This window comes from Amycolatopsis sp. NPDC031561 (assembly GCF_055580625.1).
On the sequence record NZ_JBVILA010000024.1, the window covers coordinates 100,363 to 124,766 of the forward strand.

General features: G+C 68.8%; 29 protein-coding genes. 14 read left to right on the plus strand and 15 right to left on the minus strand.

Annotated elements, in window-relative coordinates; genetic code table 11:
- Positions 1–29: 29 nt before the first annotated feature.
- Entirely contained in the window at positions 30–653 is a 624-nt protein-coding gene (gene ctaE / locus ACZ5IK_RS35140) for an aa3-type cytochrome oxidase subunit III (protein WP_073848452.1), read from the minus strand.
- A 95-nt stretch (positions 654–748) separates the two neighbouring features.
- On the opposite strand from ctaE, the gene ACZ5IK_RS35145 reads away from it, so the two are divergent.
- From ACZ5IK_RS35145 to trpD, 3 genes are read left to right on the plus strand one after another with little or no spacing between them, the layout of a single operon-like run.
- A complete protein-coding gene (locus tag ACZ5IK_RS35145; RefSeq protein ID WP_101609492.1) occupies positions 749–1,183 on the plus strand; it encodes a hypothetical protein in 435 nt (144 codons plus the stop codon).
- A gap of 42 nt (positions 1,184–1,225) precedes the next feature.
- A complete protein-coding gene (locus tag ACZ5IK_RS35150) occupies positions 1,226–1,636 on the plus strand; it encodes a hypothetical protein (RefSeq protein WP_037309389.1) in 411 nt (136 codons plus the stop codon).
- Between the two features lie 4 nt (positions 1,637–1,640).
- Positions 1,641–2,672, plus strand: coding sequence for an anthranilate phosphoribosyltransferase (gene trpD, locus ACZ5IK_RS35155; protein WP_465491620.1), 1,032 nt, complete (start codon positions 1,641–1,643; stop codon positions 2,670–2,672).
- 89 nt (positions 2,673–2,761) lie between these two features.
- Here trpD and ACZ5IK_RS35160 read toward each other — a convergent pair whose 3' ends face one another.
- Positions 2,762–3,727 (minus strand): helix-turn-helix domain-containing protein, encoded by a 966-nt coding sequence (locus ACZ5IK_RS35160; RefSeq protein ID WP_465491621.1) that lies wholly within the window; start codon positions 3,725–3,727, stop codon positions 2,762–2,764.
- Positions 3,728–3,779: 52 nt separating this feature from the next.
- Here ACZ5IK_RS35160 and ACZ5IK_RS35165 point away from each other — a divergent pair, with 52 nt between their 5' ends.
- Positions 3,780–4,175 (plus strand): cupin domain-containing protein, encoded by a 396-nt coding sequence (locus tag ACZ5IK_RS35165; protein WP_465491622.1) that lies wholly within the window; start codon positions 3,780–3,782, stop codon positions 4,173–4,175.
- On the opposite strand, the gene ACZ5IK_RS35170 is transcribed toward ACZ5IK_RS35165, so the two are convergent.
- On the minus strand, positions 4,172–5,134 hold the full coding sequence (locus ACZ5IK_RS35170; protein ID WP_465491623.1) for a GlxA family transcriptional regulator: 963 nt from the start codon (positions 5,132–5,134) through the stop codon (positions 4,172–4,174). The two genes, ACZ5IK_RS35165 and ACZ5IK_RS35170, sit on opposite strands and share 4 nt — an antisense overlap.
- An 82-nt stretch (positions 5,135–5,216) precedes the next feature.
- On the opposite strand from ACZ5IK_RS35170, the gene ACZ5IK_RS35175 reads away from it, so the two are divergent.
- On the plus strand, positions 5,217–6,125 hold the full coding sequence (locus tag ACZ5IK_RS35175) for a DMT family transporter (protein ID WP_465491624.1): 909 nt from the start codon (positions 5,217–5,219) through the stop codon (positions 6,123–6,125).
- Between the two features lie 388 nt (positions 6,126–6,513).
- On the opposite strand, the gene ACZ5IK_RS35180 is transcribed toward ACZ5IK_RS35175, so the two are convergent.
- Both ACZ5IK_RS35180 and ctaC read right to left on the minus strand, forming a co-directional pair.
- Entirely contained in the window at positions 6,514–6,933 is a 420-nt protein-coding gene (locus ACZ5IK_RS35180) for a cytochrome c oxidase subunit 4 (RefSeq protein WP_005164186.1), read from the minus strand.
- A 40-nt stretch (positions 6,934–6,973) separates the two neighbouring features.
- The gene (ctaC, locus tag ACZ5IK_RS35185) at positions 6,974–7,912 is read right to left on the minus strand and encodes an aa3-type cytochrome oxidase subunit II (RefSeq protein ID WP_168214370.1); all 939 of its coding nucleotides are present in this window, start codon (positions 7,910–7,912) and stop codon (positions 6,974–6,976) included.
- A 194-nt stretch (positions 7,913–8,106) separates the two neighbouring features.
- On the opposite strand from ctaC, the gene asnB reads away from it, so the two are divergent.
- Positions 8,107–10,041 carry an asparagine synthase (glutamine-hydrolyzing) gene (asnB, locus tag ACZ5IK_RS35190; protein WP_465491625.1) on the plus strand — a complete coding sequence of 645 codons (1,935 nt, stop codon included), beginning with the start codon at positions 8,107–8,109 and terminating at the stop codon, positions 10,039–10,041.
- Between the two features lie 56 nt (positions 10,042–10,097).
- Positions 10,098–10,754 (plus strand): alpha/beta fold hydrolase, encoded by a 657-nt coding sequence (locus tag ACZ5IK_RS35195; RefSeq protein ID WP_465491626.1) that lies wholly within the window; start codon positions 10,098–10,100, stop codon positions 10,752–10,754.
- Here the strand turns inward: ACZ5IK_RS35195 and ACZ5IK_RS35200 are convergent.
- Both ACZ5IK_RS35200 and ACZ5IK_RS35205 read right to left on the minus strand, forming a co-directional pair.
- Positions 10,751–11,392: a hypothetical protein gene (locus tag ACZ5IK_RS35200; protein ID WP_465491627.1), complete on the minus strand. Its 642-nt coding sequence runs from the start codon at positions 11,390–11,392 to the stop codon at positions 10,751–10,753. The two genes, ACZ5IK_RS35195 and ACZ5IK_RS35200, sit on opposite strands and share 4 nt — an antisense overlap.
- A gap of 140 nt (positions 11,393–11,532) precedes the next feature.
- On the minus strand, positions 11,533–12,522 hold the full coding sequence (locus ACZ5IK_RS35205; RefSeq protein WP_465491628.1) for a carbohydrate kinase family protein: 990 nt from the start codon (positions 12,520–12,522) through the stop codon (positions 11,533–11,535).
- A gap of 141 nt (positions 12,523–12,663) precedes the next feature.
- Between ACZ5IK_RS35205 and ACZ5IK_RS35210 the strand changes: the two genes are divergently transcribed.
- Entirely contained in the window at positions 12,664–12,852 is a 189-nt protein-coding gene (locus ACZ5IK_RS35210) for a hypothetical protein (protein WP_101609500.1), read from the plus strand.
- Positions 12,853–12,940: 88 nt separating this feature from the next.
- On the opposite strand, the gene ACZ5IK_RS35215 is transcribed toward ACZ5IK_RS35210, so the two are convergent.
- Entirely contained in the window at positions 12,941–13,318 is a 378-nt protein-coding gene (locus ACZ5IK_RS35215) for a HesB/IscA family protein (RefSeq protein ID WP_101609501.1), read from the minus strand.
- Positions 13,319–13,461: 143 nt separating this feature from the next.
- Here ACZ5IK_RS35215 and ACZ5IK_RS35220 point away from each other — a divergent pair, with 143 nt between their 5' ends.
- Together ACZ5IK_RS35220 and ACZ5IK_RS35225 are read left to right on the plus strand one after the other, a co-directional pair.
- Positions 13,462–14,118: a DUF3043 domain-containing protein gene (locus tag ACZ5IK_RS35220; RefSeq protein WP_101609502.1), complete on the plus strand. Its 657-nt coding sequence runs from the start codon at positions 13,462–13,464 to the stop codon at positions 14,116–14,118.
- 55 nt (positions 14,119–14,173) lie between these two features.
- Complete coding sequence (locus ACZ5IK_RS35225; protein ID WP_465491629.1) at positions 14,174–15,163, plus strand: aldo/keto reductase family protein; 990 nt, start codon at positions 14,174–14,176, stop codon at positions 15,161–15,163.
- A gap of 60 nt (positions 15,164–15,223) precedes the next feature.
- Here the strand turns inward: ACZ5IK_RS35225 and ACZ5IK_RS35230 are convergent, their stop codons facing one another.
- The 3 genes from ACZ5IK_RS35230 to ACZ5IK_RS35240 are packed head-to-tail and all read right to left on the minus strand — an operon-like array spanning position 15,224 to position 17,041.
- On the minus strand, positions 15,224–15,451 hold the full coding sequence (locus tag ACZ5IK_RS35230) for a hypothetical protein (protein WP_465491630.1): 228 nt from the start codon (positions 15,449–15,451) through the stop codon (positions 15,224–15,226).
- Complete coding sequence (locus ACZ5IK_RS35235) at positions 15,444–16,295, minus strand: phosphoribosylaminoimidazolesuccinocarboxamide synthase (protein WP_465491631.1); 852 nt, start codon at positions 16,293–16,295, stop codon at positions 15,444–15,446. The genes ACZ5IK_RS35230 and ACZ5IK_RS35235 overlap by 8 nt, the downstream gene beginning before the upstream one ends.
- The gene (locus ACZ5IK_RS35240) at positions 16,292–17,041 is read right to left on the minus strand and encodes a GntR family transcriptional regulator (protein ID WP_465491632.1); all 750 of its coding nucleotides are present in this window, start codon (positions 17,039–17,041) and stop codon (positions 16,292–16,294) included. The genes ACZ5IK_RS35235 and ACZ5IK_RS35240 overlap by 4 nt, the downstream gene beginning before the upstream one ends.
- Positions 17,042–17,211: 170 nt before the next feature.
- Here ACZ5IK_RS35240 and ACZ5IK_RS35245 point away from each other — a divergent pair, with 170 nt between their 5' ends.
- Positions 17,212–17,619, plus strand: a complete 408-nt coding sequence (locus tag ACZ5IK_RS35245; protein WP_101609506.1) for a hypothetical protein — start codon at positions 17,212–17,214, stop codon at positions 17,617–17,619.
- Here ACZ5IK_RS35245 and ACZ5IK_RS35250 read toward each other — a convergent pair.
- Positions 17,616–18,284, minus strand: a complete 669-nt coding sequence (locus ACZ5IK_RS35250; protein ID WP_465491659.1) for an IspD/TarI family cytidylyltransferase — start codon at positions 18,282–18,284, stop codon at positions 17,616–17,618. The genes ACZ5IK_RS35245 and ACZ5IK_RS35250 overlap by 4 nt on opposite strands.
- 93 nt (positions 18,285–18,377) lie before the next feature.
- Here ACZ5IK_RS35250 and cobT point away from each other — a divergent pair, with 93 nt between their 5' ends.
- Positions 18,378–19,454: a nicotinate-nucleotide--dimethylbenzimidazole phosphoribosyltransferase gene (gene cobT / locus ACZ5IK_RS35255; RefSeq protein ID WP_465491633.1), complete on the plus strand. Its 1,077-nt coding sequence runs from the start codon at positions 18,378–18,380 to the stop codon at positions 19,452–19,454.
- Positions 19,455–19,601: 147 nt separating this feature from the next.
- Here cobT and ACZ5IK_RS35260 read toward each other — a convergent pair whose 3' ends face one another.
- Positions 19,602–20,705 carry a branched-chain amino acid aminotransferase gene (locus tag ACZ5IK_RS35260; RefSeq protein ID WP_101609509.1) on the minus strand — a complete coding sequence of 368 codons (1,104 nt, stop codon included), beginning with the start codon at positions 20,703–20,705 and terminating at the stop codon, positions 19,602–19,604.
- 117 nt (positions 20,706–20,822) lie between these two features.
- Between ACZ5IK_RS35260 and ACZ5IK_RS35265 the strand changes: the two genes are divergently transcribed.
- Positions 20,823–21,134 carry a hypothetical protein gene (locus ACZ5IK_RS35265; protein ID WP_410599988.1) on the plus strand — a complete coding sequence of 104 codons (312 nt, stop codon included), beginning with the start codon at positions 20,823–20,825 and terminating at the stop codon, positions 21,132–21,134.
- Here the strand turns inward: ACZ5IK_RS35265 and ACZ5IK_RS35270 are convergent.
- Both ACZ5IK_RS35270 and ACZ5IK_RS35275 read right to left on the minus strand, forming a co-directional pair.
- Positions 21,131–21,757 carry a DUF402 domain-containing protein gene (locus ACZ5IK_RS35270; protein ID WP_465491634.1) on the minus strand — a complete coding sequence of 209 codons (627 nt, stop codon included), beginning with the start codon at positions 21,755–21,757 and terminating at the stop codon, positions 21,131–21,133. The two genes, ACZ5IK_RS35265 and ACZ5IK_RS35270, sit on opposite strands and share 4 nt — an antisense overlap.
- Positions 21,750–22,604 carry a hypothetical protein gene (locus ACZ5IK_RS35275; RefSeq protein ID WP_465491635.1) on the minus strand — a complete coding sequence of 285 codons (855 nt, stop codon included), beginning with the start codon at positions 22,602–22,604 and terminating at the stop codon, positions 21,750–21,752. Before ACZ5IK_RS35275 ends, ACZ5IK_RS35270 begins: the two co-directional genes overlap by 8 nt.
- Positions 22,605–22,736: 132 nt before the next feature.
- Between ACZ5IK_RS35275 and ACZ5IK_RS35280 the strand changes: the two genes are divergently transcribed.
- Complete coding sequence (locus tag ACZ5IK_RS35280; protein ID WP_410665551.1) at positions 22,737–24,239, plus strand: leucyl aminopeptidase; 1,503 nt, start codon at positions 22,737–22,739, stop codon at positions 24,237–24,239.
- Positions 24,240–24,404 lie beyond the last annotated feature (165 nt).

Here is a 24,404-nt window from a genome sequence, read left to right on the forward strand (position 1 = left end):
AGGCCGATAGGTCGTGGTGGCGGCTTCGATCACGGAAGGATGTAGATCACCGCGAACAGGCCCACCCACACGATGTCGACGAAGTGCCAGTAGTACGACACGACGATCGCCGAGGTGGCCTGGGCCGGGGTGAACTTGCTCAGCTTGGTGCGGATGAGCAGGTACACGAACGCGATGAGCCCGCCGATGACGTGCAGGCCGTGGAACCCGGTCGCGAGGAAGAAGACCGTGCCGAACGGGCCGGACGGGATCGTCATCCCCTCTTCGATCAGGTGGAGGTACTCGTAACCCTGGCCGCCGACGAAGATCGCGCCCATGATCAACGTGATGATGTACCAGCGGCGGAGGCCGAAGACGTCACCCTTTTCGGCGGCGAACACGCCGAACTGGCAAGTGAACGAAGACGCCACGAGGATCACCGTGAACGGGATCGCCAGCGCGATGTTCAACTCGAAGGGCTCACCGTGCAGCGGCGGCGGCCACTGGCCGGTCGCGTTCTGCGCCTTCACGGTGAAGAACATGGCGAACAGTCCGGCGAAGAACATCAGTTCGCTGGACAGCCACACGATGGTGCCGACACTGACCATGTTCGGCCGGTTCAGCGAGTGGACCCGCTGGCTGATGGTGGGAGCTGCCGTTGTCACGCGTCGCATTATGTCCTCTCACGCACGGGGCCCGCCGGGTGGGTCCACGGCAAGTCGCGTGCGTGTCGGGTCACATCTGAACGAAAGAGGGAACCGGGCTACTCATGGGTTTACTAGATCGGCTTCGTGACCTGGTCAAGAAGCCGAACCTCCCAGGTCTGACGGTCGACACGCCCGGCGTGGAGATCGTCGCGGAGGCCTTCGATCCGGCCGAGGCGGACTCTTCGGTGCTCGCGAGATCACCCGCTTGGGTCGCCGAAGCACCCGCGATCCTGCGCCACCACTTGAAACTTCCGCCCGAAAAGGTGGCGGAGGCGACCTCGATCCTCGCCCAGGACGGCTGGGAGCTGCGGGAACAGGGGCCGGACGGCGGCTTCACGCTGACGCACGCGGTGCGCGTCCAGACCCTCGACGCGCTGCATTGCGCGCAGGAACGGTCGCGGATGGCGGGCCTCGCGCAGCGGCTCGGCGGGGACTCTCTGGGCTGGGACGCGCTCCAGCCGTCGGGTGCGTCACGTGATGTCGGTCATGACGGATAACATCGCGGGGTCGACATGACTAGACGAGGCGGAGGCGCGCTCATGGGCGAGCAGGCGATGCGGATCCTGGTGTTCAGCCACAAGGCGGAGGTGCGCGAGGCGATCATCAACGCCGTCGGCCGCAGGCCCGCCGCCGACCTCGGCCGGGTGGACTACACCGAGGCGTCCGGCATCTCCGAGGTCCTCGTCGAGATGGACGCGGGCAACGTGGACCTGGCCATCCTCGACGGCGAGGCACAGCCGACCGGCGGCATCGGGCTGACCCGTCAGCTCAAGAACGAGATCGAGGATTGTCCGCCGATCGTGGTTTCGGTGCGGCGCAAGGACGACCGCTGGCTGGCGACCTGGTCGCAGGCCGACGCGGTGCTGGTCCACCCGCTCGACCCGCTGACCGCCGCGGAAACGGTCGCCGACGTACTGCGCGCCCGCCGGGTGCCAGTCGTGCACGGCTGAGCCGATGAGCGCGGCCGCCAAGACCTGGCCGTCCCTGCTCAACCAGCTCATCGCGCGCGCGGACCTGTCCGCAGAGGACACCGCGTGGGCGATGGACCAGATCATGAGCGGGGCGGCGACGCCCTCCCAGATCGCCGGATTCGCCGTCGCGCTGCGCGCGAAGGGCGAGACACCGGCGGAGATCTCCGGCATGGCCGACGCCATGCTGGCGCACGCCAAACGGGTGACCATCGACAGGCCGTCGGTGGACATCGTCGGCACCGGTGGCGACCGGTCCAACTCGGTCAACATCTCCACCATGGCCACGGTGGTGACGGCCGCGGCCGGCGCCCCGGTGGCCAAGCACGGCAACCGGAGCGCCTCGTCGAAGTCCGGCGCCGCCGACGTGCTGGAGGAACTGGGCGTCACCATCGACCTGCCGCCCGAAACGGTGCAGCGCAGCGTGAACGAACTGGGCATCGGCTTCTGCTTCGCGCCGAAGTTCCACCCCGCCCTGCGCCACGCCGGCCCGACGCGCGGTGAACTCGGCGTGCCCACGACGTTCAACCTGCTGGGCCCGCTGACCAACCCCGCGCAGCCGCGCAGTTCACTGATCGGCTGCGCCTACGAGGACAAGACCCGTGTGCTGGCCGAGGTGTTCGCGCGGCGCGGGATGACCGTGCTGCTCGTCCGCGGCGACGACGGGCTCGACGAGATCACCACCACGACCACCAGTTCGGTGTGGGTGGTCACCGGCGGCGAGATCACCGAGCGGACCTTCGACCCTTCGGCGCTGGGCATCGCGCGAGCGACCGCGGAGGACCTGCGCGGCGGCGACGCGGCGCACAACGCCGAGGTGTTCCGCCAGGTGATGGCCGGGAAACCCGGGCCGGTGCGGGACGCGGTCCTGCTCAACGCGGCGGCCGCGCTGGCGGCCTTCACCGGGTTCTCGGGTTCGCTGGAAGACGACCTCGCCGCGGGCCTGGCGCGCGCGGCCTCCGCCATCGACTCGGGTGCGGCCGCCGACCTGCTGAACCGGTGGATCGCCTTCGCTTAGCCCCTACTTCCCCTTGCAAGTGTCATGAAAGGGGCTTTCAGGACGAAAAGTATCCTGAAAGCCCCTTTCATGACATCCGGGCGCGCCCCTTAAGAAGCGGTGCTGAACCGCGCCCGGTAAGCCGAGGGAGTCAGTCCCGTGGCCCGCCGGAGCTGGGTCCGCAGGTTCGCCGCGGTGCCGAAACCCGAGGCCCGCGCCACCCGGTCCAGCCGCTGCTCCCCGCGCTCGATCAGCCGGCACGCCAGCGCGATCCGTTCCGTCGTGAGCCACGCCAGCGGCGTCGTCCCCAGTTCGGCCCGGAACCGCCGGTGCAGCGTCGCCTGGCTGGCGGCCGCCCGCGTGGCGAGGTCGGCGACGGTGAGCGGCCGGTCCAGTCGCTCCCGCGCCCATTCGAGTACCGGCGCCAGTGAGGTGTCCGCCACCGACGGCACCGGGCGTTCGACGAACTGCCGCTGACCACCGTCCCGGTGCCCGGCGAACACCAGCCGCCTGCTCACGGCGTTGGCGATCTCGGCGCCGTGGTCGCGGCTGATCAGGTGCAGGCCCAGATCGAGCGCGGCCGCGCTGCCCGCCGCGGTCAGGACGTCGCCGTCGTCGACGAACAGGACATCCGGCTCCAGTCGTACTTCGGGGAACTGCGCCCGGAACTGCCGGGCCCATCGCCAGTGTGTCGTCGCGCGCCGTCCGTCCAGGACGCCCGCCTGCGCGAGGGTGAAGGCGCCGGTGCAAAAGCTCACCAGCCGGGCACCCCGCGCGGCCGCGTCGCGGATGGCCGTCAGCACCGCTTCCCGCGCCGGGCTCTCCGGATCGGGCCGGTTGGGCACGATCACCGTGTCGGCGGACTCCACGGCGTCGAGCCCGGCGACCCCGGTGAGGGTGAACATCCCCAGGTGCATCCGCACGGACGGCTCGGCGGCGCACAACCTGAAGCCGTACCAGCGCCGATCCAGTTCCGGCCGTCGCAGGCCGAAGAGCTCGGTCGCGACGCCCAGTTCGAAGGGATTGGACCCCTCGTCGACCAGGACGGCGACCTCGTGCGAGAAATCATGCGACATATGCGATTCCTAGCACTCACCCCCCGGGCGGTCCAGCGGCCAGGATCGGTTCATGAGCAAGCAGCCGATCGATCTGGGAACCGCGCTGGCCGGATTCGACGAGATCTGGAGCCCGCGGATCGTCGCCCACGTCAACGACTACGACGTCCGCCTCGCCAAGGTCGCGGGCGAGCACGTCTGGCACGTCCACGAGAACACCGACGAGTTCTTCCTCGTCCTCGACGGGACGCTGGACATCGCGTTGCGCGAGGAGGGCGGCGAGCGCGTCGTGACCCTGCCCCGTGGTTCGGTGTTCGTCGTGCCGCGCGGCACGTATCACAAGCCGTCCTCTGTGGACGGTGCCTCGCTGTTGCTGTTCGAACCGACCGGGACGCTGTCGGTCGGCGACAAGCACGACGAGGTGCCGGACCACGTCACGGTCACCGTCGGACAGGAAATCTCCTTCTAGCCGACGGAAAAAGTCCTGCGGTAGGCGCTCGGACTGGTGCCGCGGAGCTTGCCGAACTGGTGCCGCAGCGCCGCGGCGGAGGCGTATCCGCAGGCGACCGCGATGTCCTCAATGGACAGACGGCCTTCTTCGAGCAACGATTGCGCGCGATCGAGACGGCGTTCGGTGAGCCAGCGGTGCGGGGTCGTCCCGGTGGCCGCCGAGAACCGGCGCAAGAAGGTTCGCTCCCCCAAACCGCTGCGGCGGGCGAGTTCCGCGACGGTGAACGGCTGATCCAGCCGCCGCTCGATCCATTCGAGCGCTTCGGCGAGCACGGTGTCGGCCGGCGCGGCGGTCTCGGGTACCGGCGCCTGCACGAACTGCGCCTGCCCGCCGACCCGGTGCGGCGCCGCGACCATCCGCCTGGCCAGCGCGGTGGCCGCGGCGACACCGCGCAGTTCGCGCACCAGATGCAGGCACAGGTCGACGGCGGCGACGGTCCCGGCGCTGGTGAGAACGCCGCCGTCATCGACGTACAACGCCTTCGGGTCGACCTTCGCCGTCGGGAAGCGCGTCCGGAACTCCTGCTCGTAGACCCAGTGCACGGTGCAGTTGCGCCCGTCGAGAAGCCCCGCGTAGCCGAGCGAGAAGACGCCCGCGCAGAAGCCCGCGACCCAGGCACCCCGGCTCGCCGCCTCGCGCAGGACCTCGAGGACCGGCTCCGGCGGGCTGGCGCTGCGCGGCGCGCAGGTCGGGACGATCAGCAGATCGGCGGACGCCGCGAAGTCCAGGCTCTCCAGCCCGTCCAGTCCGAATCCGGACCAGCTCAGGACGTTCTCGCCGCCGGGCGAGCAGACCGCGAAGTCCCAGCCCTCGATGCCGTCGGCGCTGCGATCGGTGCCGAAGACCTCGCACGCGACGCCGAGTTCGAACGGCGACACCTGGTCGGCCAGCACCACCGCGACCTTCTTCACGTCCATCGACGCAGTGTGTCACAAGTTTTGCGGTCGATGTCATCTCTGACACTGGTTGGGAGTGCGCACGAGGGCGAGAGTGGTCGCCATGACCAAGAACAACCCCCTGCTCCAGTGGACGGCCGCGATGGCCCTCTCCGGCACGATCGGTGCCGTCGTCCTCGAAAGCGGCGCCGACGCGCCCGCCGTGGCGTTCGCGAGGAGCCTGGTCGGCGGCCTGCTGCTCCTGGTGTGGAGCGCCGCCCGAGGCTGGCTCCGCCCGTGGACCCTCACCCGGCGCGAACTGCTGCTCGCCATCCTCGGCGGGCTGTTCCTGGTCGGGAACTGGGTGCTGCTGTTCGCTTCGTACGCGCTGTCGTCGATCTCCGTCAGCACCGTCGTCTACCACACGCAACCGCTGATGCTGGTCGGTCTCGCCGCGGCGTTCCTCGGCGAGAAGATGGCGAAGAGCCAGCTGGTCCGGGCGCTGATCGCGTTCGGCGGCGTGACGCTCATCTCGCTGTCCGCGCACGGCGCCGACGGCAAGCCCGTACAGCTGTCGGGAATCGCGCTCGCCCTCGGCGCGGCCGCGCTCTACGCCGGCGCCTCGTTCGTCGCGAAGCAGCTCAAGCATTTGCGCCCGCACGTCCTCGCGGCCGTCCAGCTCGTGACCGGCACGATCGTGCTCGCACCCGCGCTGCTGATCACGCCGCTGCCGACGGACACCTCGGGGTTGCTGTGGCTGGTCCTGCTGGGGACCGTGCACACCGCGCTGATGTACGTCCTGATGTACGCGAGCATCGGCAAGCTGCCGACCACGACGGTGGCCTTGCTGTCCTACGTGTATCCGGTGGTCGCCGTGGTGGTGGACATCCTCGCCTACGGGCACCGGCCGACGTGGCCGGAGGGTGTGGGGATGCTGGCCGTCCTGGCGGCCGCCCTGGCACCGAAGAAGGCGGCCAAGCCCGCATCGGGGCCCGAAGAGAGGGAGGCTGCGGTGACCGGCCGGTCCGCTTGAAGTACGTGATGGCCCCCTTCCTTGCGTCTAGCGCAAGGAAGGGGGCCATCACGTACTTGGGGAAGGTGTGAAGGTCGCGTTTCCTCCGCTGAGCCGAGGGAAGGGGCTTTCCCGCGCGGCCCGCTGTGGCTGCTGGTACGGGTGGGGCGAAGGTGGCGAACGCCTCTCAAAACCCGTACGAAGGCCGCGCTCGGGGTGTCATGAAAGGGGCTTTCAGGACAGAATTTGTCCTGAAAGCCCCTTTCATGACACCCCGGAAGGCGCTCCCACCGGTCACGAGGATCCAAGCGAAGCGGCAGCCCCAACCCGCCCGCGTTTAGTCCTCTAAATGCGAAAGCGGCGCCCCGGTCCACAGACCAGGGCGCCGCTTTCGCGAAGCAGTAAAGACTCAGTCGTGATTCGGACCGGTGTGGTACTCGAACACCAGCCCGCCGATCGCGACGATCACCAGGCCCAGCGCGATGATCAGCAGCCAGACGTGGAAGAACGCGAGCGCGACGCCGGTCAGCGCGGCGGCCGCCGCGAGACCGATCGGCCAGTAGCTGCCGGGGCTGAAGAAGCCCAGCTCACCGGCACCGTCGCTGATCTCGGCGTCTTCCCGGTCCTCCGGCCGCGGCTCGATCCGCCGCGCCACGAACTGCAGGTAGCTCCCGGCCAGGAAGGCCAGGCCACCGGTGAGGATCAGGGCCACCACACCGACCGGCTCGACGCCGTCCCGGGTCATCGTTCCGGTCATGTACGCGTAGATACCCGCCACGACGACGGAGAAGACCGCGACGAGGAAGAAAATCCGTCCTTCGACCTTCATGGACGTTGCCTCACTCCTGTTTCGGGCTCGAACAGCCGGGTCAGTTGGACGCGACCCGCGCGGTGCGGTCGGTGTTGAACGGGGTGGTGGTGACGGCGTAGGGCGAGCACAGTTCGCCACAGTTCATCGCCGTCAGCGCCTCGGAGGCCGTGTTCGGCTTGCCGCTCTTCGGGTTCACCGTGCCGCGAAGCTGGATGTACTGCGCGTACTTGTCCGCCGACAGCGCCCTGACCTCGAAGTTCATCCCCGAGTGGTAGGTGCCGCACAGTTCGGCGCAGCGGCCGACGAACGAACCTTCCTTGTCGATCGAGTTCTGGAAGGTGAAGTCCTGGTTGTTCTTCTCCGGGTCCGGCATGACGTCCCGCTTGAAGTGGAACTCCGGCACCCAGAACGAGTGGATGACGTCCGCCGACCGCAGGTTGTACTGGATCGTCTTCTTCGTCGGCAGGACGAGCAGCGGGATCTCGGTCGAGCTGCCGACCGTGGTGATCTCGGGGTCGTCGTGGTTCTTGGAGTCGCTCTTGTACTTGAACTCCCAGTTCCACTGGAACGCGACGATGTCGACCGTGACGTCCGGGTTCTCCGTCTCGGCGAGCACGCGGTTCTCGGTGGTCGCGGTGAAGAAGAACAGCACGCAGACCATGATCGTCGGGACGACGACCGTGAAGATCTCCAGCGGGATGTTGTACTGGAACTGACGGGGCAGTTCCTCTTCCGCGCCGTCGGCGGTCTTCTTCTTGCGGTGGAAGATCGCGGTCCAGAAGATCAGCGCCCAGACGATGACACCGACGATCAGGGCGGCGACGACCGTCCACGTCCACAGGGTGCGCATGTCGTGCGCCTGCGGGGTCACCCCGACCGGCCAGCCGAAGCGGAGGATCTCGTCCCCGGAACAGCCCGTCGCGGTCAGCAACACCAGCGCGGCGAGCGCGGCGACGCGACCAGCTCGCTTTACCGGCTTGCGCTCTGGATTTCCCACTGCGCCTTGCCCTTTCACCCAGAGCCTCCTCGACCGATCTTTGTGACAGGGCGGAGCCTAGCCGAGTTACGGCGCCGTGCTGACCAAGGGGTAACCCCAACACGCGTATCCCCCACCACATCCGGGTGTACGCACGCACGGGCATACTGGGCCCTTCTCCCCCGCTCGGCCAACAAGAGGTGTGTGAACTAGACGTGTGCGGCCTGCTTGGACTGATCTGTTCGACCGAAGCCGACGCGGCAGGCGCCCGTGAGGCCGTCGACGCGGCGATGCGCTGCCAGCGGCACCGCGGCCCCGACGAGCACGACACCTGGGCCGACGCCGAGGTGGTCTACGGCTTCAACCGGCTGGCCTTCATCGACGTCGACCACTCCCACCAGCCGCTGATCTGGGGGCCGCCGGAGGCCCCCGAGCGCTACACGCTGAACTTCAACGGCGAGATCTACAACTACCGCGAGCTGCGCGACGAGCTGGCTTCCGAACACGGTGCGAAATTCGCCACAGAGGGTGACGGCGAGGCGATCGTCGCGGCGTACCACTACCTCGGCGACGACGCGGTGAAGAAGCTGCGCGGCATGTTCGCCTTCATGATCTGGGACTCCCAGGAGAAGGTCGTCTTCGGCGCGCGCGACCCGTTCGGCATCAAGCCGCTGTACTACGCCGCCGGCCCCGGCAAGGTCGCCTTCTCGAGTGAGAAGAAGAGCCTGCTGGAGCTTTCGAGCGTCCTAGGTGTCGAGGACGAGCTGGACCGGACGGCGTTGCAGCACTACCTGGTGTTGCAGTACGTGCCGGAGCCCGAGTCGATGCACTCCGGGATCCGCCGGGTCGAGTCCGGCACGTCGTTCCGGGTGGTTCCCGGCGGCGAGGTGGAGTTCACCCGCTACTTCCACCCGCAGTTCAGCGCGAAGCCGGTCAACGGCCAGGCCGAGGCCGACGCGCTGTACGAGCGCATCGCCGACGTGATGCGCGACTCGGTCGGCAAGCACATGATCTCCGACCCGGACGTCACGGTCGGCGCGTTCCTCTCCGGCGGAATCGACTCCACCGCGACCGCGACGCTGGCCAAGGAGCACAACCCGAACCTGATCGCGTTCACCACCGGGTTCGAACGCGAGGGTTACTCCGAGGTCGACGTGGCCGCCGAGACGGCCGCCGCGATCGGGGTCGAGCACGTGGTCCGCACGGTGTCGCCGGACGAGATGATGGAGGCGCTGCCGCTCATCGTCTGGTACCTCGACGACCCGGTGGCCGACCCGGCGCTCGTGCCGCTGTGGTTCATCGCCCGCGAAGCCCGTAAGCACGTCAAGGCGGTGCTGTCCGGCGAAGGCGCCGACGAGCTCTTCGGCGGCTACACGATCTACAACGAGCCGATTTCGCTCGCGCCGTTCGAGAAGATCCCCGGCGGGATGCGGAAGATCATCGGCAAGGTCTCCACGAAGATCCCCGAGGGCACCCGCGGCAAGGACCTGCTGCGGCGCGGGGCGCTGCCGCTGGAGGACCGCTACTACGGCAACGCGCGCAACTTCCGCGACGACCAGCTCCGCAAGGTGCTGCGCACGTACGAGGAAGGTGTCGGCTTCAAGGACGTCACCGCGCCTTGGTACAAGATCTCCGAGGGCTGGGACCCGGTCGCGCGGATGCAGCACGTGGACTTCTACACCTGGCTGCGCGGCGACATCCTGGTCAAGGCCGACAAGGTCACCATGGCGAACTCGCTGGAACTGCGCGTGCCGTTCCTGGACGCCGAGGTGTTCAAGGTCGCCGCGAGCATCCCGCTCGACCAGAAGCTCGCGCACGGCACCACGAAGTACGCGCTGCGCCAGGGGCTGGCGAAGATCATCCCGGCGCACGTGCTGAACCGGCGCAAGCTCGGCTTCCCGGTGCCGATCCGGCTGTGGCTGCGCAACGAGATGTACGACTGGGCCAAGGGCATCATCGCGGACTCGCAGACCGACGCGCTGCTCGACAAGAAGGCCGTCCTGGCGCTGCTCGACGAGCACAAGGCCGGTCAGCTCGACCGGAGCCGTCAGCTGTGGGCGCTGCTGGTGTTCATGCTGTGGCACGGGATCTTCATCGAGAACCGCATCAAGCCCGAGGTGCCGGAACCCGTCTACCCGGTGAAGCTCTAGTCACGACTCGCCATGCCGGCCTTCACCGTTCACCCGGTGGAGGCCAGCATGGGGTCATGGACTTCGTCCTCGTTCACGGCACGACGCAGAGCCCCGCGGGCTGGGACCGCGTGGCCAAGCTGCTCACCGCCGCCGGGCACCGCGCGATCGCGGTGGACCTGCTGACCTCGCGAGAGCTGCCGGTCGACGGCTACGCCCAGCACGCGCGGGACCAGTACGACGGCGAGCGGCCGGTCGTGGTGGCCCATTCCGGTGCCGGAGTGCTGCTCCCCGCGATCGCCGAGGCGCTCGACGCGCGGGCGATGGTGTGGGTCGCCGCCTACATCCCCGATTTCGCGGGCGGGAAGAGCCTGCGGGACGAGGTTCAGGCCCTGTTCGCCCCGGAATGGATCGGGGTGGATCCGACCGCGGATCCCGCGAAGGCGTCGGAGTTCCTCTTCCACGACTGCGACCCCGAGACCGAACACCTGGCGTTGGACACCTTGCGGCTGTTCAATCCCGCCGTCCTCGCGGCACATCCCGCCGGTCCCGCGCCGGAGATCCCGTCGACGGTGATCGTCCCCGCCCGCGACCGCACGCTGAAGCCGGAGTGGATGCGCGCTGCCGCCAGGGACCGGCTCGGGGTCACCGCGATCGAGATCGACGCGGGGCACTGTCCTCACGTCTCCCGGCCCGCCGAACTGGCCGGGATTTTGACCGGTTCAAGGCGTTAGCCCTCGCAGGGACGCGGTGAGCCAGGCGTCGTACCAGGCCATGAAGGTCGGCACGGGGCCGAGGTCGATCGCCTTGCCCGGGCGAGGGCTACCTGAAAAGGGAGTGGGGCGGGCATCCAGCCCCACTCGTCCATGTCCCACAGCGTCCCCGCCAGTTCGCCGGTGGTGACCAGCATCGTGAACCCGGTGCAGCCTTGCTCACTGATGGCGATACAGCCGGGCAGATCGGACCTCACCTCGATGCCCTTGAACCAGTCGTGAGCGGAGTCGGACTGCCAGTCCTGCAACTCCTGATGAACCCGGTGGGCGTCCGCCCTGGTGAACGGGAACTCTCCGGCGAGCTTCATGTCCTCGGCCCAGTCCCGCAGTTCTGCCATGGTCAACAGGCCGTGATAGGGCCCGGCACCGGCACCGACCCGGATCAGGAAGTCGCGATAGTCGCCCTGGATCTCGACGCCGAGCTCGGCCTCGACGGCCGCGATCTCGGCTTCGTCCTGTGGCCGGCTGCAGTACAGGTGGGTGTAGGCGCCGAAGACCACGAACTCGTCGTACTTGCGCAGATGCAGAAGAGACTCGGGGAGGTCTTCCTCGATCGCACGCAGGCGGGCGAGTTTCACCGCGAGGTCGGTGGTGTTCACGCGGAACAGTGTGGTGGAGACCGCACGGACCAGGCGAACCTTTAAAGCTGACGGGGCCCTTCCCCGCGTCTAACGCGGTCAAGGGCCCCTTCGTCGCATCACATGAGGGGAAAGTCCCCTTCAGCTCACCGGCAGTTCGGCTACACCGGCAGGATCGCCGCGATCTCCTCGGCGGACTCCGGGCCGAAGGCCTCCTTGAGGCGGCCCAGGACGTCGGCGCGGTCGAAGGCCCACTCCTGCGTGCCCACGGTCTCCAGCACCAGGACGGCGATCAGCGAGCCCAGCTGCGCCGCGCGCTCCAGGCTCAGGCCGCCGTCGATACCGGCGATGAACCCGGCGCGGAAGCCGTCGCCGACGCCGGTCGGGTCGACCTTGCCGCGCTCCGGGACGGCGCCGATCTGCAGCGCGAGGCCGTCCTTGCCGATGATCTCGACGCCCTTTTCCCCGAGCGTCGTGATCCGCATGCCGACGCGGTCGAGGACGTCGGCCTCGGTCCAGCCGGTCTTCTGGAGCAGCAGTTCCCATTCGTAGTCGTTGCTGAACAGGTACTTCGCGCCCTCGACGAAGGCGCGCACCTGCGCGCCGTCCATCCGGGCGAGCTGCTGCGAGGGGTCGACGGCGAAGGTGTAGCCGCGCTGGCGGCACTCCTCGGCGTGCCGGACCATGCCTTCGGGGTCGTCCGGGCTGATCAGCACGAGCGACAGCTCACCGGCGTGCGCGGCGACCGGCTCCAGTTCGATGTTGCGGGATTCGGCCATCGCGCCCGCGTAGAAGGTGGCGATCTGGCAGAGGTCCTCGTCGGTGGTGCAGACGAAGCGGGCGGTGTGCGCGACCTCGGACACCAGCACGCCGGCGGTGTCGACGCCGTGCCGTTCGAGCCACGAGCGGTAGTCGGCGAAGTCGGAGCCCACCGCGCCGACCAGGATCGGGCTCTTGCCCAGCACACCGAGGCCGAAGGCGATGTTCGCGCCGATACCGCCACGCCGGACGACGAGGTCGTCCGCCAGGAAGCTCAGGGACACACGGTGCAGTTGCTCGGCGACGAGCTGCTCGGCGAACCTGCCCGGGAAGTGCATGAGGTGGTCGGTTGCGATACTGCCGGATACTGCGATCCTGGCGCTGTCTGCCACCGGTTCTCCTTGATCGGTCGGCCCCGCCGAAACGAGGACGGCTAAGTTACCCGCAGGTCATGCCCCATACGGGCTGCTTCAGGCACGGCCATGAACACTACCGGTTGGTAGTGGTGTCCTACTGCAACGTCAGTCATTAACTTGTCGTTCGTGACCACTTCCGCGTATCACCTCGAGCCGGAATCGATCGGCGAACTCATCGCCGACTGTGCCGGTATCCCGTCGTCCCTCCAGGCCGAGAACCTGCCGCTGCCCCGGCAGATCGCTCCGCCCTGGACCGTGGACGAGCGGTGCCTGGCCCAGGTCGCCGATCTGGACGCCTACGTCTGATCCCGCTGAGGGTATTCAGAAGCTGTGGGCATGAAGAAGGGCCGCGACCTGGGTGAGGTTCGCGGCCCTTCTTCATGCACGACGTGCGTCAGTGGAAGCTGTCGCCGCAGGCGCAGCTGCCCGTCGCGTTGGGGTTGTCGATCGTGAAGCCCTGCTTCTCGATCGAGTCGACGAAGTCGATCACGGCGGTCGACACGTACGGCGCGCTCATCCGGTCGACGGCGACGCGAAGCCCGTCGAAGTCACGGAACAGGTCACCGTCGAGCGTCCGCTCGTCGAAGAACAGCTGGTAGCGCAGGCCCGCGCACCCACCGGGCTGGACGGCGATGCGCAGGTGCATGTCGTCACGGCCCTCCTGCTCGAGCAGGGCCTTCGCCTTGACGGCGGCGGCGTCGGTCAACGTGACGCCGTGGGTCTCCTCGGCGGTTTCGGCCTGAGCTGCGGCTGCCTGCTCAGCGGTCGTCATGGTTCTCCCTCTGGTCGAACTCGCTGCGGGTACTCGTCTTGCACATGGTCCAACACGTCGGAGTCCCGATCTGTTCCCCTCCATGGTGACATATCGCTCGGCCTGGTGCGTGACACCGTGACGCCTGCAACTACCCTGGTGAGGTGAGGTTCCTGCGCCGTAGCACCACAGACTCCGCCACGACCGACACCGAGACCCTCGACAACGAGGCCGTCGATGTCCAGGCCAAGGCGTACACGCCCGGAAAGGGCAAGGCCACGCCCAAGCGGCGTGAGGCCGAGGCCAAGCGCCGCGGCCCGGTGGCGCCCCCGCCGACCACCATGCGGGAGGCGATGAAGCGCAACAAGGAACTCCGCAAGTCGGCGAAGTCCGATCCGGAGTACAAGGCGAAGCAGCGCAACGCCGCCAAGGAACGCCGCGAGAAGATGATGGCGGGCGACGACAAGTACCTGCTCCCCCGCGACCGCGGCCCGGTCAAGGCCTACGTGCGCGACCTGGTCGACTCGCGGCGCAACCTGCTCGGTCTCTTCATGCCACTCGCGATCCTGGTGTTCGTCGCCCTGCTGGTGCCGTACCCGGACGTCCAGCGCTACGCGACGCTCCTGTGCACCGTGATGCTGCTCGGCATGATCGTCGAGGGCGTCCTCAGCGGCCGCCGGATCTCCAAGATGGTCCGGCTGAAGTTCCCCGGCGAGACGGTCAAGGGCACGTCGATCGGCTGGTACTCCTTCATCCGCGCGAGCCAGATCCGCAAGCTGCGCGTCCCCAAGCCGCGGGTCAAGCCCGGCGACAAGGTCTGAGCAGGCGAAACCCGGGTCGTTAGCCAGGCTAACGGCCTGGGGTAGAGTCGCGCCCATGGAGTTTCGACGACTGGGCCGCAGCGGCCTCAATGTCAGTGAGATCGCGTACGGCAACTGGCTCACCCACGGGTCCCAGGTCGAAGAGGACCAGGCGCACGCCTGCATCAAGGCGGCGCTCAACGTCGGCATCACCACCTTCGACACCGCCGACGCCTACGCGAACACGGCAGCCGAATCGGTTCTCGGCCGCGGTCTGAAGGGCCTGCGGCGCGAAAGCCTGGAGATCTTCACCAAGGTCTACTGGCCGACCGGCCCGAAGGGTCCCAACGACCAGGGGCTCGGCCGCAAGCACGTAATCGAGTCGGCGAACGCTTCGCTGAAGCGGCTCGGCACCGACTACGTCGACCTGTACCAGGCGCACCGCTTCGACCGGACCGTCCCGCTCGAAGAGACCTTCCTCGCCTTCGCCGACCTCGTCCGCCAGGGCAAGGTGCTCTACGTCGGCGTCTCGGAGTGGACCGCCGAGCAGATCACCCAGGGCGCCGCGATCGCGCGTGAACTGAAGGTGCCGCTCATCTCGAACCAGCCGCAGTACAACGCGCTGTGGCGGGTCATCGAGGCGCAGGTCGTCCCGGCGTCCGAGCGCGAGGGCCTCAGCCAGATCGTCTGGTCGCCGATCGCGCAGGGTGTGCTCACCGGCAAGTACAAGCCCGGTCAGCCGTTGCCCGCGGGCTCCCGCGCGACGGACGAGAAGGGCGGCGCCAACATGGTCGCCCGCTTCCTCAACGACGACGTCCTCGAGCGCGTCCAGCGGCTGCAGCCGATCGCGGACAAGGCGGGCCTGTCGCTGGCCCAGCTGGCCGTGGCTTGGGTGCTTCAGAACCCGAACGTCGCTTCGGCGATCATCGGCGCTTCGCGGCCGGAGCAGGTGCACGAGAACGTGAAGGCGGCCGGCGTGAAGCTGGACGCGGATCTGCTGACCGCGATCGACGAGGCGCTCGACGGCGTCGTCGAGACCGACCCGACGCTGACCCGCAGCCCCTGACGCACCGCAAGTAGTCGACTAATCAGGGAAGAGTCTCCCGCAATTAGTCGACTACTTGCTTCAGTCTCCGTGTACCCGTGACTGGTACGCCATCTGACCGTCGAGATCGAGGGCGTCGCCGGGGGCGCGCAGGGGGTCGATTCCCAAGCCCCGCAACAACCTGCTCGCACCGGCGACCCGGTCACCCGTCCGGCCGTCGAGCCGCTCCGGCCGGTGACCCCGCTGGATCAGCAGGCCCTCGACGTCGTCGATCAACCGGTACGGGTCGTAGACCTGCTGTTCAGGCATGGCCACCGCCGGGAACCCAGGTCTTCCCGGTGATCCTCTCGTAGACCTCGGTGTAGCGCTTGCGGGTCGCCTCGACGATCTCGTCCGGGATGGCGGGGCCGGGCGGCGTCTTGTCCCAGCCGGTGCTCGCGGACCAGTCGCGGACGAACTGCTTGTCGAACGCGTGCTGCGTCCGGCCAGGCTCGTAGTCGTCGGCGGGCCAGAAACGCGACGAGTCGGACGTGAGGACCTCGTCCCCGAGCGTCAGCACACCGTCGGCGTCGAAACCGAATTCGATCTTGGTGTCGGCGATGATGATGCCGGTCTTCGCGGCGTGCTCCGCGCCTTTGGTATAGACCTCGAGCGTCAGGTCTCGGATGCGGTCCGCGGTCTCCTTGCCGATGTCGTTCACGACGTCGGCGAAGGTCATGAACTCGTCGTGGCCGGTGTCGGAGATCTTCGTGGTGGGCGTGAAGATCGGCTCGGGCAGTTTGTCGGCCTCGACGAGACCGGCGGGCAGTTCGACGCCCGAAACCTTGCCGTCACGCTGGTACTCGCGCATACCGAGACCGGTGAGATAACCGCGCGCGATGCATTCGACCTGGATCATCTTCAGCGGTTTGCACCGCATGGCGCGGCCCGCGAATTCGGCGGGGACGTCCGTCGTGGAGACGACGTGGTTCGGCACGACGTCGGCCATCTTTTCGAACCACCAGGCGGAAAGCTGGTTCAGCAGCGCGCCCTTGTCCGGAATCGGGGTCGGCAGCGAGACGTCGTAGACCGAAACACGATCCGACGCGACGAGCAGAATGTCGCCGTCGATTTCGTAAAGGTCCCGTACCTTACCCGCGTGAATGTGCTTCATGCCCCGTCCTCGATGTTGTATTCGTAGAAAACCCAGTGGTCCGGCAACGCCGCTGATTCGCCGTACTCGAGCACGTCGCCCTCCGCGGAGAGAAACCTGTTACGGCTCAACAAGATCGCCGAACCTTCGGCCACGCCGAGTTCCGCCGCGTCCTCGGCACCCGCCAGCCCCGCGGCGTGCTGAGTCTGCGTCGACGCGAGAACCCGGCCAGTCCGGTCCGCGACGTATTTCACCGTGCCTTCGACGATCCGCACCGGCTCGAACAGCAGCGGCGCTTTGACCGCGACAGCACCTTCGAACCACGAGACCGACGTCGACACCGGCTGTTCCTGTCCCGTGTACGTGGTCCGGCGCCGCCGGATCACGGGAGAGCCCTCTTCGATGCCGAGCGCGCCCGCCACCCGGTCCGGCGCCGGGACGAGCCCGGCCTCACGGATTTTCGCGTAGTGGCCCGGTGGATAGACCTTGCCGGTTCGCGCGATCGAGATCGTCCGATCGTGCGCGGAGCGGTGGAGCGATCTGGTCTGCACCACTGTCCCGATCCCGCGTACCGCGCGCACCAGACCCTCGGCCCGGAGCGTCGAGAGCACCTTCATCGCGGTCGCCATCGCGACGTTCCAGTTTCTGGCGATCTCACGCGCGGACGGGACCGCGTCACCTTCCTTGAGCCTGCCCGAAACGATGTCGTCGCGGATGTTTCCCGCGATCTGGAGGTATGGCGGTTCGGGTCGGTCGACGGCGGGCAAGGTGACTCCTCACAAGGTCGCGCGGTGCGCACAAGCGTTCTAGCACACCAATGGGCGAGCACCAAGGATCCTGCTCACACCCCATTATTACGTACTAGTACACATTCTGGACGGTGCTCTAGTACACCTGTTACTCTCCGCAGAGTTCCCGAAACCCGTTGGGGGGCTCGATGAACCATCTGAGCATCGACGAACTGCTCGAAGAGCTTCGAAGACGCCGGTGGGTCGTCTACATCTTCGGTCCCCGGGAGGAACCGGAGGTGTGTGCCGCGGTGTTCCAGTGGGACACCTGTGCCGATGTCCTCGTCCTCCGCGGTGAGGAACGAGCCTCCGCTTTCCGGGTCACCACCCTCCCCGACACGGACGTCTTCCGTCCGGCGCTCGTCTCATGGCAGTACCACTCGACGGCCGACTGGACCCTGCGCGCGGTGCTCACCATCCCCGCGCCCGGCGACGCCGCCGCGCCGATCCAACTGCTGCAACCACATCCGGACTGCGTGATCCCGATGGAAGCACGCCAGCCGGTCACCATCCTGCCCGCCAACGGGACCCCCAAGCCCGACCAGGGAGATCCCTAACCGTGGCCGATCACCTGCTCGGCGACAACGAGGTCGTGCGGGTAGGTGATCTTGAGGTTCTCCGCGCTGCCCGGAACCCACCGCACCGGCAGCGCGGAGAACCTTTCCATGCACGAAGACGTGTCCGTACCGACGAAACCCTCGCGCTCGGCCGTTTCGTACGCCTCGAGCAACGGGGCGGCGCGGAAACCCTGCGGCGTCTGCACCCGGATCGCGCCGGGCAGCGCGCCGGACACGGTGTCGCCGTCCACGCGCACGATGTCGTCGGCCGCGACCCCCGGCACCGCTCCCCCGTACCGCCGCGTGTCGGCGAGGACGTCCGCGATCAGTTCCGGCGTGACGAGCGGACGGGCCGCGTCGTGCAGCAGTACCGCGTCGATCTCGCCGCTCTCGATGCGGGAAGTCAAGTGGCGCAAGGCGTTCAGCTCCGAACCCTGACGCGTCGCACCGCCGTGCACGAGTTCGACTTCACCCGGATGCGAGGCGAGTACCTCTTGCGCGAGTTCGGTGTCCTGTGGCCGGATGACCAGCACGAGCACGTCGATCCCGGGCACGCGGGCGAACGCGCCGAGCGACCACGCGACCACGCGCCTGCCCGCCACCGGCAGGTACACCTTGTTGAGCTTGGCGCCGACCCGGGTGCCCGCTCCGCTCGCGAGCACCACCCCGGCGGCCTTCGTCTGAGCCACAGGCAACTCTGGCACAGGCAAGTCGGTAGGTTGGGTCCGGCCACCGAAGTGATCCGAAGGGGCAGGGCGTTGGAAGACGAAATCCTCGAGTTCGCCGAAGTCGAGCAGCCAGACGAACACGCGCGCTCGGCGGCGATCGCCCTGCACTCGAAACTGATCAAACCCGCCGGGTCGCTGGGCAGGCTCGAAGAACTGGGCGTGTGGGTCGCGGCCTGCCAGGGCCAGTCGCCGCCGCGGCCGTTCACGCGGCCCAGGGTCGTGGTGTTCGCCGGAGACCACGGCGTCGCGGCCAAGGGTGTTTCGGCCTACCCGGGCGAGGTCACCGCGCAACTCGTCGGCAGCATGCTGACCGGCGGCGCGGCCATCAACGTGCTGGCCGCTTCGGCGGGCGCGAGCGTCCGGGTCGTCGACATGGCCGTCGACACCGACGCCCCCGCCACCCGGTCGATCGGCGAGTACAAGGTGCGGCGCGGGTCCGGCTCGATCGACGTCGAGGACGCGCTGACCGACGAAGAGGCGCGTGCCGCCGTCCGCGCGGGCAGGGCGATCGCCGACGCCGAGGTCGACGGCGGGGCCGACCTGCTCATCGCGGGCGACCTCGGGATCGGGAACAGCACCCCGGCCTCGGTGCTGATCGCGGCGCTGACCGGCAGCGAACCGGTGGCCGTCGTCGGCCGCGGTTCGGGGATCGACGACAACGCCTGGATGCGCAAGGCCGCGGCGGTCCGCGACGCGCTGCGGCGGGCGAGGACCGTGCTGGCCGACCCGGTCGCGCTGCTGCGCACCGCGGCAGGCGCCGACATCGCCGCGATGGCGGGCTTCCTCGCGCAGGCCTCGCTGCGGAAGACGCCGGTGATCCTGGACGGCCTGGTCGCCTCCGCGGCCGCGCTGGTCGCCGAGGAGCTCGTCCCCGGCGCGCGGCAGTGGTGGACCGCGGGCCAGCGCGGCGGCGAACCCGCGCACGCGCTGGCGCTGGAGCACCTCGACCTGGAGCCGATCCTGGACCTGGACGTGCGCCTCGGCGAGGGGACGGGCGCTGTCGCGGCCCTGCCACTGGTGTTCATGGCGACGCGGGTGCTCGCGGAGATGGCGACGCACGAGCAGGCCGGGGTGAGCGGTCCGCTGATCGAGGCACCGGCTTCCTGACGCTCCTCCGCCGCGGCCGCAAGTAGTCCTCTGGTTGCGGTCGGCTCGGCGTGCCGAAGTGTCATGAAAGGGGCTTTCAGGACGAAAAACGTCTTGAAAGCCCCTTTCATGACATCCGGGGCTCCACGAACCTAGCGCGGTCCGGGGTCAGCCCAGCGGGTACATCCAGCCTTCCGGAGCGGGACGGGTGCCCTCCTGGATGCCGGTCAGCGCGCCGCGCAGCTTCATCGTCAGCTCACCGGGCTGCCCGCCGGCCACAGAGAATTCGCCGCCCGCGTGCTTCACGTGCCCGACCGGCGTGATGACCGCCGCGGTCCCGCAGGCGAACACCTCGGTCAGCTCGCCGGAGGCCGCCGCCTTCTCCCACTCGTCGGTGGAGATGCGCCGCTCCTCGACCTGGTGCCCGAACGACTTCGCCAGCTCCAGCAGCGACTTGCGGGTCACGCCCGGCAGCAGCGAACCGGTCAGTTCCGGGGTCACGACGCGGGCCTCGTCACCGGAGCCGAAGACGAAGAACAGGTTCATCCCGCCCATCTCCTCGACCCAGCGCCGCTCGACCGCGTCGAGCCACACGACCTGATCGCAGCCCTTGGCCACGGCCTGCGCCTGCGCCACGAACGACGCCGCGTAGTTCCCGGCGCATTTGGCCTCGCCGGTGCCGCCGGGGACCGCGCGCACGTACTCGGTCGAGAGCCAGACGCTCACCGGCTTGACGCCGCCGGAGAAGTACGAGCCCGCGGGCGAGCCGATCAGCGCGTAGAGGTACTCGTTCGCGGGGCGGTTGACGCCGAGCCCGGCTTCGGTGGAGATCATGAAGGGCCGCAGGTACAGCGACTCGCCCGGCTTCGTCGGGACCCAGCGGCTGTCGACGGCGAGGAGTTCGCGGATCGAGTCGAGGAAGACCTCCACCGGCAGCTGCGGCATGGCGAGCCGCTCGGCCGAGTTGCGGAACCGGATCGCGTTCGCGTCGGGCCGGAACGCGGCGATGGTGCCGTCCGGCTGGCGGTACGCTTTGAGGCCTTCGAAGATCGCCTGGCCGTAGTGCAGCACGGAGGTCGCCGGGTCGAGGGTGAGGGGCGCGTACGGCCCGACCGTCGCGTCGTGCCAGCCCTGCTCGGCGCTCCATTTCACGGTCACCATGTGGTCGGTGAAATGCAGCCCGAAACCGGGTGCCGCCAGTACGTCCGCGACGCGTTCCGGGCTCGCGGGGCTCGAGTGCGGGAGGTGGGCGAACTGCGTCGTGGTCGTCATGCCTAGACGATAACGCTTGGTCGGACCCACGTTAGTCGGACGTCCGCATATCTTTACCCCACGCGATCTGTCCGTCAGGACGAACACGCGAGGGCGCTCGCCCCTAGGATGGGTGGCGTGACGGTAAACCCGATGCAGCCCGCCCACCCGGCCAAGTCCGCCACCCCCGGCCGGGCGACCGACGTCAAGACGTTCGCGACGGCGGTACTGCTGACCTTCGGCGTCGGCGTACTGATGATGGACGGCTGGGCCTTGCTGGAAAGCGGCTTCGGCGCGTTCCTCGGCCTGGTCGCCGGCGGCTTCGGCGTCTTCTGGTGGCGCCAGATCCACGGCAAGGTGTTCCCGCGCGAGCTGTCCACCAAGTCGGTGGTCATCCTCACGGTGATCAACGTCGCGCTCGTGCTGCTCCTGCTCCTCCAGGTGAGCTAGAGCAACCCGTCGGGGAGCCCGGGCGCGGGCCAGTCCGGGTCCGGCCGGAAGTCGGTCCACGTCCCGTCGAACGGGAAGCGACCGGCGTCCGCGAGCGCCCCGATCCGCTCGCCCTCGGCGCGCAGCCGACTCAGCTGTCCTGCCGTGATGCGGCCTGCGAGGACGGCTTCTTCGGCTTCGTCCTCGTCCTTCCACTGCCAGCGTCCGCCGGGCTCGACGGCGACGTCGAGGATGCCGTCGATCCGGTCCGGCCCGGACGGCGTGCGCCCCAGCGGGACCTCGAGGTTGACGTACCAGTTCAGGAAGTGGCCTTCGGCGTCGAAGAACCACCAGACCGAAGACCATTCGTCGTCGGCGATCCGGCGCAGCGTCGAGGTGTCGCGCCAGAAGTCGGGCACCCGCACCCTCGCCACCCGGAACCGCTCCTCGAGCGGTGCCTCGCGGAAGAGCCGCCCGTCGGCGAGCCTGCTGCCGACGATCGGGGTGTCCGCGGGAAGCCAGCCGAGCAGCACGGTGCCGTCGTCGGCGATGACGCGCAGCGGGTGATGCTGGCCGATCGAACCGTCCGGTCGCAGGAACCGTTCGACGACCGTGTCACCCGGGGTCCATTGGGGATCACGCACGCCTTGAACGGTACCCACGGGCGCGCACCCGCAGAACCAGTTCGGCGAGCGTTCCCACTCCCGCGAGCCCGAGGGCCACGACCGGCCCAGCGAAGGCCGCCGCGACGGCCACGATCAGTCCACAAGCGAGTGTCGCCTTCGGACGTTCCGGGGAAAGGCGCTCCCGGCCGTCGGTGAAGGCGTCCACCGCGACCGGCACCGTCGCCACCGCGACCATCACGGTCAGCACCGGCAGCAGCGAGACCGCGTCCGCCGCGGCGAGGAGTTCGCGGAACGACGTCGCCGAAAGCCCCAGCCGGACCGGTCCCAACTGGTAGAGGGCGACGGCGATGATCGCCACGGCCACGGCGCCCACCGCGGCCGCGCGGCCGGCGCCGGGACGGCGGGGCGGCAGGAACGGCAGCAGCACCAGCACCGCGAAGCCGAGACCGGGCACGGACGGCGCGTCCGGCGCGATGAACTGCGCCAGTGGCGGGATGCCGACGCAGATCGCGATCAGGGAGGCGGCCGCGACCAGCAGCAGACCGGTGACCCAGCGGGCGGCGTAGTCACCGAGGCGGACTCCCGCCAGATCGGCGACGGCAACCACGACGGCGAACACCGCGGCGGCGGCTCCCGGTGCGGTGGGAAAGAGGTACTGCCCGAACGTCGTCGCGAAGACCAGGACCAGACCCAGCCGTGAAACGGAGCCCACGATCCGCTCGGGCCGGGTGTCCCCCACCGGCGGCAGCAGTGCCTCGGCCGCGACGGCGAGCACGGCCGCGACCACGGCGGCGAGAAGAACCCAGTAGTCCGCTCCGGAGGTGCCCACCGCGAGTGCGATGAGCAGACCGCCCGCCAGCCGCACGCCGTCTCCCTTGCCGTAGATCGAGTGACCCGGTCGGCCCCGCTGTTACCCCAGGTCCGACTGTCATTAGCATGGCTCACGATCCAACCGGGCGGACGCCCGGTACCACCGCGAACGCGCGAGGAGCCAGAAGTGACCGTGCCGAAGCTTGCCCTGACCGAGAACGCCGAAGCGGCGCTTGCCAAGACGCGCGCCGACGTCGTCGTCATCGGAACCCTGCAGGGCGAGGACGGCCTGGCGCTCGCCGCCGGCTCCTCCGTTGCCGATGCCGCCTTCGACGGCAAGCTCGCCGATGTCCTCGGCACGCTCGGCGCGTCCGGCAAGGCCGACGAGGTCGTCAAGGTACCGACGCTGGGCAAGCTGTCCGCCGGTGTCGTGCTGGCCGTCGGCCTCGGCAAGGCGGGCGCGGACGGCGTCACCGCCGAGCAGGTCCGCCGGGGTGCCGGTGCCGCCGCGCGGGCGCTGAACGGGACCGAGCGCGCGTTCGTCACGCTGTCGGCGATCGACCTGCAGGCCGCCGTCGAAGGCACCGCGCTCGGCGCGTACTCCTTCACCGAGTACCGCTCCGAGAAGGGCGACGGCCCGGTCGCGAAGGTCGACTTCGTGAGCCCCGAAGAGGGCACCGCCAAGGACCACAAGGCGACGCTGAAGGCCGCCACCCTGATCGCGGAGTCGGTGATCATCGCCCGCGACCTGATCAACACCCCGCCGAACGACCTGTTCCCGGCCTCCTTCGCCGACCGCGCGAAGACCCTGGCCGAGGCGAACAACCTCGAGTTCGAGGTCCTCGACGAGAAGGCCCTCAAGCGCAAGGGCTTCGGCGGCATCCTCGGCGTCGGCGGCGGTTCCTCGCGGCAGCCGCGCCTGCTGCGCCTCGCCTACAAGCCGGCGAAGGCGTCGAAGAAGGTCGCGCTGGTCGGCAAGGGCATCACCTTCGACTCGGGCGGCATCTCGATCAAGCCCGCCGCGAACATGGACCACATGACCTCGGACATGTCGGGCGCGGCCGCCGTGCTCGCCTCCGTGGTACTGGCCGCGAAGCTGAAGTACCCGCTCGAGGTCGTCGCGCACATCCCGCTGGCGGAGAACCTGCCCTCGTCCACCGCCTACCGGCCGGGCGACGTGCTCAGCATGTACGGCGGCAAGACCGTCGAGGTGCTCAACACCGACGCCGAAGGCCGTCTCGTGCTGGCCGACGCGATCGTGCGCGCGGGCGAGGAGAACCCCGACTACCTGATCGAGACCTCGACGCTGACCGGCGCGCAGGTCGTCGCGCTGGGCAACCGCACCGCGGGCGTCATGGGCTCGGACGAGTTCCGCGACCGGGTCGCTTCGATCGCGCAGGCGACCGGTGAGGGCGGCTGGGCCATGCCGCTGCCGGAGGAGCTGCGCGCCGACCTCGACTCGCGCCTGGCCGACCTGGCCAACGTCACCGGGCACCGCTGGGGCGGCATGCTCGCCGCGGGTGTCTTCCTGCGCGAGTTCGTCGCCGACGGCCTGCCCTGGGCGCACATCGACATCGCGGGCCCGTCGTTCAACACCGCCGGGGTGTGGGGCTACACCGGCAAGGGCGGCACCGGTGTGCCGGTCCGCACCATCGCCGCGGTGCTGGCGGACATCGCCGCCAACGGCTGACGGTCGCGCTCGTTCAAGTACGTGAAGGCCCCCTTCCCTACTCTCAAGGCAGGAAAGGGGGCCTTCACTGCAGCGCCCGAGATCGTCGTCCGTCCACAAAGGACCATGTCAGGGGCGGACTATCCCATTGGATAACGTTTGCCTCATTCCCTTGGCGTGCAACGA

Excerpts from the sequence above, each read along its gene's own strand:
- ACZ5IK_RS35235 (WP_465491631.1), bottom strand. The coding sequence starts at position 16,295 with ATGAAGCACATTCACGCGGGTAAGGTACGGGACCTTTACGAAATCGAC.
- ACZ5IK_RS35225 (WP_465491629.1), top strand. The coding sequence starts at position 14,174 with ATGGAGTTTCGACGACTGGGCCGCAGCGGCCTCAATGTCAGTGAGATC.
- ACZ5IK_RS35165 (WP_465491622.1), top strand. The coding sequence starts at position 3,780 with ATGAGCAAGCAGCCGATCGATCTGGGAACCGCGCTGGCCGGATTCGAC.
- ACZ5IK_RS35180 (WP_005164186.1), bottom strand. The coding sequence starts at position 6,933 with ATGAAGGTCGAAGGACGGATTTTCTTCCTCGTCGCGGTCTTCTCCGTC.
- ACZ5IK_RS35260 (WP_101609509.1), bottom strand. The coding sequence starts at position 20,705 with ATGACGACCACGACGCAGTTCGCCCACCTCCCGCACTCGAGCCCCGCG.
- ACZ5IK_RS35145 (WP_101609492.1), top strand. The coding sequence starts at position 749 with ATGGGTTTACTAGATCGGCTTCGTGACCTGGTCAAGAAGCCGAACCTC.
- ACZ5IK_RS35215 (WP_101609501.1), bottom strand. The coding sequence starts at position 13,318 with ATGACGACCGCTGAGCAGGCAGCCGCAGCTCAGGCCGAAACCGCCGAG.
- ACZ5IK_RS35230 (WP_465491630.1), bottom strand. The coding sequence starts at position 15,451 with ATGCCTGAACAGCAGGTCTACGACCCGTACCGGTTGATCGACGACGTC.
- ACZ5IK_RS35195 (WP_465491626.1), top strand. The coding sequence starts at position 10,098 with ATGGACTTCGTCCTCGTTCACGGCACGACGCAGAGCCCCGCGGGCTGG.
- ctaE (WP_073848452.1), bottom strand. The coding sequence starts at position 653 with ATGCGACGCGTGACAACGGCAGCTCCCACCATCAGCCAGCGGGTCCAC.
- trpD (WP_465491620.1), top strand. The coding sequence starts at position 1,641 with ATGAGCGCGGCCGCCAAGACCTGGCCGTCCCTGCTCAACCAGCTCATC.
- ACZ5IK_RS35175 (WP_465491624.1), top strand. The coding sequence starts at position 5,217 with ATGACCAAGAACAACCCCCTGCTCCAGTGGACGGCCGCGATGGCCCTC.
- ACZ5IK_RS35170 (WP_465491623.1), bottom strand. The coding sequence starts at position 5,134 with ATGGACGTGAAGAAGGTCGCGGTGGTGCTGGCCGACCAGGTGTCGCCG.
- ACZ5IK_RS35160 (WP_465491621.1), bottom strand. The coding sequence starts at position 3,727 with ATGTCGCATGATTTCTCGCACGAGGTCGCCGTCCTGGTCGACGAGGGG.
- ACZ5IK_RS35150 (WP_037309389.1), top strand. The coding sequence starts at position 1,226 with ATGGGCGAGCAGGCGATGCGGATCCTGGTGTTCAGCCACAAGGCGGAG.
- ACZ5IK_RS35245 (WP_101609506.1), top strand. The coding sequence starts at position 17,212 with ATGAACCATCTGAGCATCGACGAACTGCTCGAAGAGCTTCGAAGACGC.